At 51.5% G+C, this 12,964-nt stretch carries 12 protein-coding genes; all 12 read left to right on the top strand.

Annotated elements, in window-relative coordinates; all coding sequences use genetic code 11:
- Window positions 1-46 precede the first annotated feature (46 nt).
- The 12 genes from ACS5NO_RS24275 (at window position 47) to ACS5NO_RS24330 (ending at window position 12,816) form a co-directional block, all read left to right on the top strand.
- Window positions 47-886 (top strand): ABC transporter permease, encoded by an 840-nt coding sequence (locus ACS5NO_RS24275; protein WP_114405824.1) that lies wholly within the window; start codon window positions 47-49, stop codon window positions 884-886.
- A gap of 93 nt (window positions 887-979) precedes the next feature.
- The gene (locus ACS5NO_RS24280; protein ID WP_439417526.1) at window positions 980-2,251 is read left to right on the top strand and encodes an ABC transporter ATP-binding protein; all 1,272 of its coding nucleotides are present in this window, start codon (window positions 980-982) and stop codon (window positions 2,249-2,251) included.
- Window positions 2,244-3,317 carry a DegT/DnrJ/EryC1/StrS family aminotransferase gene (locus ACS5NO_RS24285; protein WP_439417527.1) on the top strand — a complete coding sequence of 358 codons (1,074 nt, stop codon included), beginning with the start codon at window positions 2,244-2,246 and terminating at the stop codon, window positions 3,315-3,317. The genes ACS5NO_RS24280 and ACS5NO_RS24285 overlap by 8 nt, the downstream gene beginning before the upstream one ends.
- A 144-nt stretch (window positions 3,318-3,461) precedes the next feature.
- Complete coding sequence (locus ACS5NO_RS24290) at window positions 3,462-5,504, top strand: ArnT family glycosyltransferase (RefSeq protein ID WP_439417528.1); 2,043 nt, start codon at window positions 3,462-3,464, stop codon at window positions 5,502-5,504.
- 58 nt (window positions 5,505-5,562) lie between these two features.
- Window positions 5,563-6,261: a WbqC family protein gene (locus ACS5NO_RS24295; protein WP_439417529.1), complete on the top strand. Its 699-nt coding sequence runs from the start codon at window positions 5,563-5,565 to the stop codon at window positions 6,259-6,261.
- A 101-nt stretch (window positions 6,262-6,362) separates the two neighbouring features.
- Window positions 6,363-7,016: an acetyltransferase gene (locus ACS5NO_RS24300; protein WP_138990908.1), complete on the top strand. Its 654-nt coding sequence runs from the start codon at window positions 6,363-6,365 to the stop codon at window positions 7,014-7,016.
- A gap of 11 nt (window positions 7,017-7,027) precedes the next feature.
- Window positions 7,028-8,224 carry a glycosyltransferase family 4 protein gene (locus ACS5NO_RS24305; RefSeq protein WP_439417530.1) on the top strand — a complete coding sequence of 399 codons (1,197 nt, stop codon included), beginning with the start codon at window positions 7,028-7,030 and terminating at the stop codon, window positions 8,222-8,224.
- Window positions 8,208-8,918: an NAD-dependent epimerase/dehydratase family protein gene (locus ACS5NO_RS24310; protein WP_439417531.1), complete on the top strand. Its 711-nt coding sequence runs from the start codon at window positions 8,208-8,210 to the stop codon at window positions 8,916-8,918. Before ACS5NO_RS24305 ends, ACS5NO_RS24310 begins: the two co-directional genes overlap by 17 nt.
- Window positions 8,915-9,898, top strand: coding sequence for a glycosyltransferase family protein (locus ACS5NO_RS24315; protein WP_191908744.1), 984 nt, complete (start codon window positions 8,915-8,917; stop codon window positions 9,896-9,898). The genes ACS5NO_RS24310 and ACS5NO_RS24315 overlap by 4 nt, the downstream gene beginning before the upstream one ends.
- A 102-nt stretch (window positions 9,899-10,000) precedes the next feature.
- The gene (locus ACS5NO_RS24320) at window positions 10,001-10,834 is read left to right on the top strand and encodes a DUF5672 family protein (protein ID WP_439417532.1); all 834 of its coding nucleotides are present in this window, start codon (window positions 10,001-10,003) and stop codon (window positions 10,832-10,834) included.
- Window positions 10,818-11,846, top strand: coding sequence for a glycosyltransferase family 2 protein (locus ACS5NO_RS24325; protein WP_439417533.1), 1,029 nt, complete (start codon window positions 10,818-10,820; stop codon window positions 11,844-11,846). Before ACS5NO_RS24320 ends, ACS5NO_RS24325 begins: the two co-directional genes overlap by 17 nt.
- Window positions 11,847-11,853: 7 nt before the next feature.
- Window positions 11,854-12,816 carry a hypothetical protein gene (locus tag ACS5NO_RS24330; protein ID WP_439417534.1) on the top strand — a complete coding sequence of 321 codons (963 nt, stop codon included), beginning with the start codon at window positions 11,854-11,856 and terminating at the stop codon, window positions 12,814-12,816.
- The last annotated feature ends 148 nt before the right edge of the window (window positions 12,817-12,964 follow it).

A 12,964-nucleotide genomic window follows, 5' to 3' on the forward strand; every position in this document is an offset into this window, starting at 1 on the left:
TTCCGGAGGAAGGGAACTTACTTACACTCTTCATTTATTCAAGTTTGTGAAAACACACGAAGTGGTTATTGAACCCGGCCGGTCGGAAAAGAATTACTGGCGGGATCTCTGGAAAAACCGGGAATTGCTCTATATTTTATCCATGCGTGACATTTCAGTCCGCTACAAACAGACGATTCTGGGTACCTCCTGGAGTCTGATCCGGCCACTGATTACGATGATGATTATGTTCTTCGTATTCAGCAAAGTAGCGAAACTGAAAGGCGACCCCGGCATTCCGTATCCACTCATGATTCTGGCTGGTTTGACGATCTGGACGTTTTTTTCCAACTCATTTACCCAGATCAGCACCAGCATCACGGCCAACTCGAACCTGGTCACCAAGGTGTATTTTCCCCGGCTGATCATGCCGCTCAGTTCGTCGGTCGTGAGTTTCATCGACTTTCTGGTGGCGTTGGGCCTGTTTGTGGTCCTGACAATCTGGTACCAGTTCTGGCCCGACTGGCACATCCTGTTTCTGCCCTTCTTTATCCTGCTGGCGTTGCTGGCATCCTTTGCATTTGGTCTTATCTTTGCAGTGCTCAACGTCAAATTTCGGGACATTGGTCAGCTCATACCGTTCATCGTTCAGATCGGTTTTTACGCCTGCCCGATTGCCTACAGCAGCCGGCTGGTAGAAGAAAATGCCGGCGAATGGTGGCACCCGATCTATTACATGAACCCGATGGTGGGCATTATCGACGGATTCAAATGGTCGTTATTGGGTGAGAAAGCCTTTTTCAATCCGACCAGTGTGATTAATTCAGTGGTGATCATTACGATCTTTCTCTTCATCTCCATTTATTTTTTCCGGAAACGGGAAAACTCCTTTGTGGATGATATTTAAAATTAAGTTGCTGGGTTTCGTTTTGAACAGAATGTGTTTATTTACGTTAGTTAACTGAAAACAAACAACTTACAACTGGCAACTTAGTAAGCTATGGCGGTCATTACAGCAGAAGATATTAGCAAACGATACATCATCGACCATAAACGGGGCAAGGGCAGCACCAGTATCAAGGATGCCCTGGGCGACCAGATACGAAAGATTTTTAATGGTAAGAAGTCTCCACACGAGGAGACCGAACACATTGAACACGAAGACTTTTGGGCACTGAAAGACGTTAATTTCAGCGTCGAGCAGGGCGACCGGATCGGGATTGTTGGTCACAACGGAGCCGGCAAGTCCACACTCCTGAAAGTTCTCAGCAAAATTACCGAACCCACCACGGGCCGGATTCACATCCGGGGCCGCATTGCCAGCCTGCTCGAAGTCGGCACCGGTTTTCACCCCGAGCTGACCGGTCGCGAAAATATTTTCCTCAACGGCGCCATTCTGGGCATGACCCGGGAAGAAATCCGGAAGCAGTTTGATGCCATCGTCGATTTTGGTGGCATCGAGAAATTTCTGGATACGCCCGTCAAACGGTATTCATCGGGGATGTACGTCCGGCTGGGATTTGCCATTGCCGCCCACCTCGATCCCGAAATCCTCATCATCGATGAGGTTCTGGCAGTCGGTGATGCCGAGTTTCAGAAGAAAAGTCTGGGGAAGATGCGCGATGTTTCGGCCAGCGGCCGGACCATTCTGTTCGTCAGTCACAACATGACGGCCGTGCAGGCGCTCTGCAACCGGACGCTCTACTTCGAACGCGGGCAACTGATCGAACAGGGCGAAACCAACCAGGTCGTCGCGTCGTATCTGAGCAAAATTTCAAAAACGAAACTGATTCGGGAGTGGAATACGCCGGAAGAGGCTCCCGGCAATGATCTGGTGCGGATCAAGAAAATCGAAATCCTGCCCGAATACGTTGACAATCAGATTTTTATCGACGTTCGCACCCCGTTCCGCGTTCGGTTCGAATACTGGAACTTCATGGACAAGGCCAACCTCAACCTGAGCCTTCACATGAACTCCATGACCGGCGAATGTATTTTCAACGTCGGAACGCAATCCCAACCCTATTCAAAGGGGCTTATCGCGGGCGAGTGTCTGGTACCGGGTCACTTTCTGAACGATGGGACGTATAACGTCTCCATGATGATTGTAAAAGATACCGTCACTCCGCTGTACAATATGGAAGAAGGACTTATCTTTGACGTTGCCGATTACCGCGACGGTGTGGCATGGTATGGCAAATGGCCAGGCTATGTGCGTCCGCAACTGAAGTTCCACACCGAAATGATGGAAGAAAACATTCTGAATGATTAACATCACCAAGTCGTACCTGCCTCCCCTCGAAGAATACGTCAAGCATCTTGAGGGAATCTGGGAACGTGTCTACCTGACCAACAATGGTCCGCTCGTCCAGCAACTGGAAAAAGAGCTGAAGGCGTATCTTGACATCAATCACCTGCTGTTTTGCGGAAACGGAACCATCGTTTTGCAAATGGCAATCAAGGCATTGGGGCTCACCAAAGAGATCATTACCACCCCATTTTCGTACTGTGCCAGTACGCACGCCATCCTGTGGGAAAACTGCACGCCGGTTTTCGCCGATGTTCGGGAAGATGATTTCACGATCGATCCGCTGAAGATCGAACCGCTGATCACCGAAAACACGGAGGCTATTCTGGCCACCCACGTCTACGGAAATCTCTGCCAGATCGAAGCCATCGAAGCCCTGGCAAAAAAGCACAATCTGAAAGTGATCTACGATGGAGCACATTCATTTGGCGCCACCTACAAAGGTAAGTCTGCCCTGTCATACGGCGACATCAGCACGTGTAGTTTCCACGCAACGAAGGTATTCCACACCATCGAAGGCGGTCTGGTTACCTGCAATGACGACGCCATTGCCGAAAAACTCAATCTGTACCGCAGCTTTGGGCACCGCTTCGATGACTACATCGACATGGGCATCAACGGCAAAAACTCCGAATTCCATGCCGCGATGGGGCTTTGCAACCTGCCCGTGGTGCCGAAACTGATCGAAGCCCGCCAAGAGCGGTTTGCCCGCTATGATGCGCAGTTGAACCTCTCGAAGATCCAACGGCCCGTGATTCAGCCCGAAACCGGCTACAATTACGCCTATTATCCGATTGTTCTGGAAACTGAGGCCAAATTGCTGGAAATCAAAGCGGCACTGGAACAGGTAAAGATCAATCCCCGGCGGTATTTTTACCCCTCGCTGAATACCCTGCCGTTCCTGAAAACCACCCAACCCTGCCCCATTTCGGAAAGCATTGCGCTCCGGGCCCTCTGCCTGCCGATGTATCCCGATCTGGAAGAAGAAGTGATCGATCAGGTTTGCGAGATTGTGAATAAATACGTTTAAAAAAAGAATGAAAAATGTAAAATGAAGAATTAGAAATGTAAAAATAGTTTACACGGTAGCCTTGAACCGGTTATCACTTTTAAATTTTACATTCATCATTTTACATTTTTCATTCATACGCTAATTCACTGCCAGCATTACATCATGACTTTCTTTTACCTGCTTACGTTTGCCCTGTTCGTTGTTTACATTGGCAACACCGCAGCCGGTATCAGCCGACGATCGCTGACCGAGTGGTTGCTGGTTTGCTTCATTCTCTTTGCCGGTAGCGTTATTCTGACCGGTTATTGCCTTTCCGCCCTGTATTTGACAGCCACTACGCCGGTTTGGGCGTTTGCCGTTTTTCTGACCTTAACGGTTTTGCGTCTGGTTTTTGGAAGGCTCGTCAATCAGCCGCGCTGGTCGGTGGGATCGCTGTTGCGGGAAAGGCGGGAAACATTTGGCAACTGGTACCGCTCACTGTCCCTCTATTTCAAGGTTCTTTTCACGACTCTGCTGGCAACCCTGGGCGTCATTGCCATCACCAACCTGTTGCTGGTGCTGCTCACGCCCCCGAACGAATGGGACAGCATGACCGGCCACCTGAACCGGGTGATGCAATACATCCAGCGCGGCAGTATGCGGCATTTTGGCGGTACGAACTGGAACATCGACACCTACCCCAAAAGCGTCTGTACGATCCAGATTTATTCCTTTCTGATCACCGGCCGCTTCGAGAATGCCTTCAAACTCATTCACCATCTGTCCTACTGGATGGCCATTATCGCGGTTTTCGGTATTGCCCAACGCATTGCCCGGAACCTGTCCGCCAGTTTTTTTGCCGCCCTGTGTTACGCCCTGCTGCCCGATTTTCTGATGCAGGCCGTTACGACCGAAACCGATATTGTGCTGACGGCCTACCTGGGGAGTTTCCTGTATTTCCTGTTTGCCTACCGCGAATCCGGCACGGAAACCACCCGCGATGCCCGGTATCTGTATCTGGCCGGCATCACTTTCGGGATTGCCTACGGCCACAAAGTTACATTTACGCTGCTCCTGCCGTCGCTGTTTGTCCTGATGATCTACACGGTTTTCTGGGCACCCACACCCTCGATCTTTTTTCAGCGACTCAAACACGTCGTACCGGCTTTCGTCGTTGGTGTTTGTTTGTGGATGCTGCCAACGGGGTATCTTAAAAACATCGAAGTATTCGGCCACCCCATTGGACCACCGACCGCCCTGAAACACCAGTCGGTGGAACGCGCCGGGCCGTTGCGGAATTTGCTGGAACAAGGCAGCCGAAATGTCATTCGGTACGGCTATGATCACATCAACCTCGACGGTTTGCGGAACACGCAATGGGGTCTGGACGCCAACGTGATCATGCGAAAACCGCTGGTCAAACTGGAGGAAGTCACCAAAATGCGGCTGGACGAGGAAACCGACTTTTCAATCTTCCCCTTCGTTTTCAGCCGTCGGTTTGAGTTTTACAATGCCAATCCCTACTGGGGCATCATCGGTTTCGGCCTGATTCTGCCGCTGGTCGCGCTGTCGTTGCTGGGCCTCCTGCGCTCGAAAGCCCACTTTTTCCTGGCGGTTGCCTTCGTGCTTCACTTTCTGGCCCTCTCCTATTCAGCGCCGTATGATCCTTTCAAAGGGCGGTATTTCATCGAAACCGGTTTGCTGGGGTCGCTCTTTTTACCCATCCTCTTTACGAACCGCTGGCTCAATATTGTGAAACCGGGCCGGGTGATGCTCAAAACGTATGTGGGTTTCGTCATCATCGTCGGAGGTCTTTCCGCCCTGTTTACGGTTTTCCTGAACGAGCGCTGTTTGCCGCTTCCGGCCTATGGGCGACCGTCGGCGTTCAGTGCCGAACGGATGTATTCGCAGATGATGTTCCGGCCCGATAGTTACGTGCCCTACAAACGGTTCGATACGCTGGTGCCGGAAAACGCGACGGTTGCCCTGGGAACCATCAACGACGATTTTGAATACCCCCTGTACGGCAAAAACCTGTCCCGGCGGCTGATCGTGATCAATCCCTTCGAAAAAGGGGTTCAACCCATTCCGAAAGAAGCGGATTATCTGTTTTTCTCGAAAAACGTCATCAAACCGCAACCGGGCGATGTACGGTTGGGAACCGACACCACCATGACTCACCTGATCGTACCGGGTGAGGATTATTATTTGCGAAAATTGAAGTAGCCCAACTTTCGAAACCAGTTTCCACACAAAAGACGGTTTTTGAAAACCGTTTACCGAGATGACCATTGCCATCATGCAGCCTTATTTTTTGCCTTACATCGGGTATTTGCAACTGATGAACGAGGTCGATAAGTTTATTTTTTACGACGATGTGGCGTTCATCAACCGGGGCTGGGTAAACCGAAACCGGATTCTGGTCAACGGCAAGGATTTTATGCTCACGGTGCCGCTCAAGGATGCCAGCCAGAACAAACGGATTGCCGACATCCACCTGAGCGACGATCCGAAATGGCGGCAAAAATTGCTGCAAACCCTCGGTCAGTCGTATCGGAAAGCACCTTTTTATAAAACGGTATTCCCCTTGCTGGAAAAAATCGTAAACTTGGAGGTTCGAACGATTGCCGAACTGGTTCGTGACGGTTTTCCCCTGCTCAATGATTACCTGGGCATTGATACTGAACTGGTTCCGTCGTCGGATCAGTATAACAACAGCGAACTCCGGGGGCAGGAACGGATTCTGGACATCTGTCTGCAGGAGAAAGCAACCCGGTACATCAATCCCATCGGGGGCATGGAACTCTATGACCGGCAACGGTTTGCCGACGCGGGCATCGAACTGTTTTTTATTCAGTCGAAACGGGTCGAATACCCCCAGTTTCAGAACGAATTTATACCCTGGCTCTCCATCGCCGACGTGCTGATGTTCAACGACGTACCGACGGTGCAGGAGATGCTGAAAGAGTTTGAGTTAATTTAATTTTGAATGAGTGAATGATAGAATGGATGAATAAAACTATTCATCGACCTGATTCCCCGGACATTCTATCATTCACTCATTCTATCATTCAAAATTAAAATATGGCAAAAGTGATCATCTTCGGCGTACTGGATACCGCCGAACTCGCGCATTTTTATTTAACGCATGACTCTGAACATGAGGTGGTTGCGTTTGCCCTCAACCGGGATTACCTGAAAGAAACCGAGTTTAAGGGGCTTCCGGTGGTCGCTTTTGAAGAGATTGAAACGGTGTATCCTCCGCAGGAATTCAAATTTTTCGCGCCCATGACGGGCCGGAAAATGAACAAAAACCGGGAAAAAATTTACCTGGAAGCCAAAGCCAAAGGGTACGAGTGCATTTCCTACGTCAGTTCCAAAGCAACGCTCTTCAACAACCCGATCGGCGAAAACTGCTTTATTCTGGAGGACAATACGATTCAGCCTTTCACGACCATCGGCAACAACGTCGTGTTGTGGAGCGGCAATCATATTGGCCACCACGGACAGATCAAGGATCACGTCTTTTTCACCTCGCACGTCGTTTTGTCAGGTCACTGCGTGGTGGATTCCTACAGCTTTTTCGGCGTCAACAGCACCATTCGCGATTACCTGCACATTGCCGAAGGCACGCTGGTGGGCATGGCCGCAGCCGTCATCAAATCGACCGAAGCCTGGGGTGTTTACATGGGCAATCCCGCCGAAAAACGCCCCATTCCGAGTCACAAAGTTTATTAATCATTTTTCTCTTGACCAGGATTCTTTTTATCGGCCACGATGCCAACCGGGCCGGCGCGCAATATTTACTGCTTCACCTGCTGACTTTTTTACAGAAGTCGGGAGTCGAAACGGCCTTGTTGCTGGGGGATGGCGGACCGCTCCTGCCCGACTACGAACGGGTTACCAGGGTCTACGACGGTTTTGTTCCGCCCGCGCCACCGCAGCCCAATGGTCTGATTACCCGGGCTTTCAAGCGGCTCGGGGTTGGCAACTCGAACCAGGATAACGATCCCAGAAGCGAGCTTTTTGCCGAACTGCTACCGGTTTTACAAGCGCAGTCGTTTGATCTGATCTTTTCAAATACCATCGCCAACGGCGGTTTATTGCAACGGCTTCAACCGCTGGGATTGCCCTTTGTTTCCTACGTTCACGAACTGGAAACATCGATTCATATTTATACCCAACCGAACGAACTACGCTACCAGCTCGACCACGCCACCTTGTTTCTGTGTGGTTCGGATGCGGTTCGGCAGAATCTGATTCAGAATCACGGACTGGCCCCCAAAAAAACCAATGTCCTCAATTCACTCATTCGCACCGAATCGCTGCTGAACACGCTGCAAAGCGTGGACCAGCCCGCGATTCGCACCCGGCTGGGCATCCCGCCCGATGCCGTGGTGGTGGGTGGCTGCGGCAATGCCGAATGGCGGAAAGGCGTGGATTTGTTCGTCCTGATGGCGCAGCAGGTGCTGAAAACGCACCCCGACACCTATTTTGTCTGGATTGGCGTTCCCAAAAAAGGGGAAGAATACCGCCGGTTGACCTACGATCTGGAACGGATGCGACTCAACGAGCGCGTGATTCTGATCGAACCGGGTGGCGATTACCTGAACTATTTTGCCTGTTTTGACATCTTTACCTTAACCTCGCGCGAAGATCCGTATCCGCTGGTAATTCTTGAAGCGGGCCTGAACCGGATCCCGGTTTTGTGCTTCCGCGATTCGGGCGGCAGTCCGGATTTTGTCGGGGAAGATACAGGTTGTCTGGTCGCGTATTCCGACGTTTCGGCCCTGGCCGACGTGATTCGGCGACTGGCTAACGCACCGGACGAACGCAGCCGGGTTGGGGCGATTTTTTACCAGCGGGCCATGAATCATGATGCCGGGGTGCTGGTGCCCCGTCTGCTGGCCATTCTTGAAACCGCGTTGAATGAACACACTCCCTAGCATGGTCGTTGGAAACGGTATGATTGCCCGGCGTTTTTCAGCTTTCGACGACCGGGATGATGTTCTGATTTTTGCCTCCGGAGTCTCCAACTCCAAGGAAAACCGGGCGTCGGCGTTTGCCCGCGAGAAAAAGCTCGTGGAAGAATCCATCGCGTCGTCCGGAAACCGGCTGTTTGTTTATTTCAGTACGTGCAGCGTCACCGACCCCACCGAGCAGGGCTCTCCGTACGTGACCCACAAGCTGTTTCTGGAAGATTACATCGTCGGAAATTGCAAAAACTACCTGATAATCAGAGCTTCGAACGTTGTAGGCAAAACGGACAACCCGCATACGGTTCTGAATTTCTTTGTCAACCGCATCCGAAACCACGAACCGTTCGACGTCTGGCAGGGTGCTACCCGGAACCTGATCGATGTCGATGATGTGTACCGGATTGTGACGGCGTACATCGGTCGCGGACCGGGCGAATGGAACCAGATGATCAATGTGGCCAATCCATACAGCGTCAAACCGCTGGACATTGTGCAGGCCATCGAAAAGCAACTCGGTTTGAAAGCCCTTTACCGGCTGATCGATAAAGGTCAACCCTTTGAAATAGATACTACCCAAAGTGCGGCTGTTTTACTGGACCAACGCGCTGATCTTCAGCCCGAACGCTACTTAAAACACCTCTTGCAGAAATATTACGCATGACGCTAGCTTTCACGATTTGTTCGATCAACTACCTTGCTCAGGCCCGAACCCTGGGTGACTCGCTGCGGCAAACCAATCCCGACTGGCAGTATGTGATCGGTTTGGTCGATAAGCTGGATCAGGCCCACCTGCCCCCCGAGTTGGTTCCTGCCTATCCGATGCTGGAAATCGACCAGATCGACATCGAGGATTTTGCGGGCATGTGCGAGCGGTACGACATCACGGAGTTGAATACCGCCGTCAAACCGTTTTACATCGACTACTTTTTCAAACACTATTCCGACGCCACCGAGGTCATCTATTTCGACCCGGATATCATTGTTTTTCAGCCGCTTACCCGACTGAAACAGCATTTGAGCGAATACAATCTGGTGGTGACCCCACACATTTGCCAACCCATCACCGACTGGCTGATTCCCAACGAGTTGAACCACCTGAACACCGGCACCTACAACCTGGGGTTTATTGGGTTGCAGAAAAGTGAGGAGTCCAACCGGTTTGTACAATGGTGGAAAAAACGGCTGGTGAACGAGTGTCGCATCGACCTCTGCAACGGGTTGTTTGTCGATCAGCACTGGGTGAATTTTGCGCCGATTTATTACGACAAGGTCTGGATTGAAAAGCATCCCGGTTACAATGCCGCCTACTGGAACCTCCACGAGCGGTTTTTCTCGGAACAGAATGGCGTCTGGAAGGTCAACGAAACGGCGGATTTGCAGTTTTTCCACTACAGCGGCTACGGGATTCACAAACCGCAGGAAATCTCCAAATACCAGAATCGGTTTACCTTTGCACAACGCCCCGATGTGGTGCCGTTGTTTGAACTCTACCGGCAGCGGCTGTTTGATAATCAGAACGAAACGTACCGGAATTACCCCTGTTTTTACATCAAGCCACCGAAAACGCTGTATTACCAAAGCGTCCGAAAAGCCCTGAAATCGCCAATCGATCGTTTGATTTCGGTGCTCGAAAACCGGTGATTAGTTTACGGGTTTACGGTTTACCGATTTCGGTTGGCTGACGCATTCCAATACGTGCATCAGCCAACCGAAATCGGTGAACCGTAAACCGAAAACCGAAAAATGAACAAGCTACGTAAAAGTCCGCAGGTCGCCTGTGTGGTCATTCCGGTTTATCAATCGTCGCTGACGGCGTATGAAAAAATTTCGCTCACGCAGTGCCTGCGCGTGCTGGGTCAGCACCCGATTATTCTGGTAACCCCCCGTTCCCTGGATGTATCGTACCTGACCCAGCCGCATCCGCATCTCCAGGTGCGGACGTTCGATGATGCGTTTTTCAAGGACGTGCAGTCTTACAACCGGCTGATGCTTTCGGAAGATTACTATCAGGCCTTTACGGATTTCGAATACATGCTCATTTACCAGTTGGATGCGTTTGTGTTTCGGGATGAACTGGCGGAGTGGTGCCGGAAAGGCTACGAATACATCGGGGCTCCCTGGCTCCGCGACCGCGATTTTGCCGACTGGAAGGATGAAACCGTGTTCAACATCAAGAAAAAAATCGCCATCTGGCTGGATCTGAAGAAGGACGACGGCGTTACCCCGCGCGAAATCACCTCCCTCAACGGGGTGGGCAATGGCGGTTTTTCGCTGCGCAAAATCCCCACGCTGCTGCGCTGGATTCGTTTTTACAAGAAGAAGATTGCTGATTACGAGAAAATTCACGCCCACCAATACAACGAAGATGTGTTTTGGGGTATTGAAATTAACCGGTATTTTCCCCTGATCAGCGTTCCGGATTTTCGGACGGCACTGCGGTTTTCGGTCGAGTTTTATCCCGAACGCGCCATTCAAACCTACAACAAAGGCCAGTTACCCTTCGGCTGCCACGCCTGGAACATTCACGGAACCGACTACTGGCGGCCCATCTTTGCAACCTATGGCTACACCATCTGATCCGAACCAGCCGACGATCTCGGTGGCACTTTGCACCTACAACGGCGAAGCTTATCTGGAAACCCAGCTAGGGAGTATTTTGAAACAGAGCCGGTTACCTACCGAACTGGTCGTCTGCGACGATGATTCGACCGACCAGACGCGGGCGATCCTGGAAAAATTTGCCGCCAAAGCCCCTTTTCCCGTCCAGATCATCCGGAATGCGACCCGCCTGGGATTCAATAAAAACTTTGAAAAAGCCCTGTCACTTTGCAATGGCGAGCTGATTTTTATCTGCGATCAGGACGACTGGTGGTTGCCCGAAAAAATCGAAACGCTCACCAACTACCTGATTCAACACCCGAAGGTCGATCTGGTGTTCAGCAATGCCGTCATTGCCGACACCAGCCTGAACAACACAGGGCGACTGTTTTGGGATGCCGTACGGTTTACCGAACCCATCCGCGAGCGGTGGCGACGGGGCGAAGCGGTGGAAGTGTTGTTGGACGGCAACCGGGTGATGGGCTGCACTTCGGCCCTGCGCCGGCGGTTGCTGACGTCGTTTTTGCCCATTCCAAACCTGCCCAATTACATTTATGACGGCTGGATGGGCTTGGTAACAGCCGCCAAAGGCACCATCGACTTTTACGAAAAACCGCTGGTCTGGTATCGAACCCACGAAAAACAGCAGGTCGGCACCCGTCCGCCGGAGGCCGGAAAACCGGTACGCTTCAAAGACCGGTTTTCGCGTCCGCACCAGGAGAAACTCGACCCGCTGATTCGCAAGCACCGGGAATTGAAGGATTTATACACCCTGGTAACCCAACGAATCGCGGCCAGAACACCGGGAATCGAACAGTTTGAACGGCGGCTGGCGCATTATGCCCGGCGAAGCACGATGCCCGACGGGCGGTTTTCCAGGATCGGTTCGGTCGTTCGGGAACTGGTGGCCGGAAATTACCACCGCTATGCCGATCAGGAAGCGAATCAGTATGCGCCTTTTCTGGCGGCTTTGGGCGATTTAGTAGAGTAACCAACTTATGATGACATTTCTGACCGTTTGCACCATCCGACAACTGCCGCAGGCCCTCGCTCTGGGCGAAAGTGTGCAACAACAGCATCCCGGCGATTCGTTCGTCATTGGGCTTTGCGATAAGGCCTCAAACCTGCCAACCGGTTTTCAAATCCCGTATCCGGTGGTTTTGATCAGCGAGCTGGCGATTACGGATCTGACGCAGCTTTCGCAACAATACACTCCTGCCGAAATGGTGGCAGCCTGCAAACCGCTGTTTATCAATCACGTCTATAAAAATCAAACGCAAAGCGACTGGCTCGTCTATCTCGATCCGTCTGTTGTTCTGTACCAACCACTGACGGACTTGCCGAACCGGTATGCCGATGCGACGCTTGTGCTGACCCCACATCTCCTCAAACCGGTGACGGACAATGCCTTTCCGGACGAAAAATACCTTCAGAATATCGGTTTATACGCTTCCGGTTTTCTCGGTCTGAAACGGTCTGCCGAAGCGGCCCGGTTTCTGGACTGGTGGAGTCATCGGGTGCCGGAACGGGCCTTTGCCCGCCCCTGCGAAGGCATGTATACCGACCAGATCTGGCTGGCACTGACCCCTGGATTGTTCGAAGGCGTTACAATCGTGAAAAACCCCGGCTGGCACCTTGGCTTATGGAATCTGCACGAACGACCTATTAGCAAAAGCAATCCGGTTGTTTTTCTGAATTACAAAGGTTTAGCCGATCAGGAGGGCTATTTTCAGGCGCAGGACCGGGTTCGGATTTCAGACTTCCCGACGATTAAAAAGTGGCTGGGCGACTACCAGACCCGCCTGCGCACGTTCGACCGGAACGGGCTGGGGTCAGTTGTGCCGGCCTACGGGCTTCAGCCTTTCAAACCGCCGGTGAAAGGCTGGCGCAAAAAAGCCGTCGAGACGTTGCGGGAAACCCTTCAGTTTATTGAAACGGTCGATATTCCCCGGAAAATGTAAGTGCTCAAAAACACCGTTGCTCATTATTCATTGTGCATTGTTCATTCTTGACTATTCTTTTCTCTATCTTTGTATAGATATTAAAAAAATACAATTGCTTTCTGAATCGGATCAGGCCAATTGAGGTATTTTTAAAATCGTATAAAAC

This window comes from Larkinella fluvii (assembly GCF_051857545.1).
Taxonomy (GTDB): domain Bacteria; phylum Bacteroidota; class Bacteroidia; order Cytophagales; family Spirosomataceae; genus Larkinella.